General features: G+C 67.4%; 1 protein-coding gene. It reads left to right on the forward strand.

Annotated features, from left to right (window positions below; all coding sequences use genetic code 11):
- Positions 1-344, forward strand: a 344-nt coding sequence (locus E2H86_RS26070) for a hypothetical protein (RefSeq protein ID WP_207955668.1), incomplete at its 5' end; no start/stop codon positions are given.
- Positions 345-522: the final 178 nt, after the last annotated feature.

A 522-nucleotide genomic window follows, 5' to 3' on the forward strand; every position in this document is an offset into this window, starting at 1 on the left:
ACATCGACCTGTACGCCGAGCGCCGGGACAACGAAGGTCTTTATCGTCCACTGAGCACCTCAGGACTGTTGAGCCACCGCAACTACTGGCGCTTCAGCTTCCTCGCCGGCATCCGCAACTCCTTCAACGTCGTCCCGATCAGCGAGCCGCGCGGCTTGCCCGTCGACGTCAGCCGCGAAATCGCGGCCGAGTGCGAGCGCCAGGAAGGCGACGCGGCGGCGCAGTCGTGGTTGAGCCTGGCAGAACTGCTGGCGTTCGACTACGACGCCCCGTTGCGCTTCCGCGCAGCGGCGACAACTGCGCGGAGGCCACCTATCGCGAATTCCTGGACGCGGACTTCGTGAGCGAGTTGCGCGAACTACAGGCCCTGGGCGCCGAACGCATCGTCTTCTGGTTCGACGGCTGAGCAGGGCGACCCTGCAGGAGCGGCGCCAGCCGCGACCGCGAACCGCGCCGCCCTGCGCGAGTGCGGACGATACGTCCAGGCCGGATGCCAAAGCGCGTCCCGACATCCTGGCTTCC

Source organism: Pseudomonas putida (genome assembly GCF_004357765.1).
Taxonomy (GTDB): Bacteria; Pseudomonadota; Gammaproteobacteria; order Pseudomonadales; family Pseudomonadaceae; genus Aquipseudomonas; species Aquipseudomonas putida_U.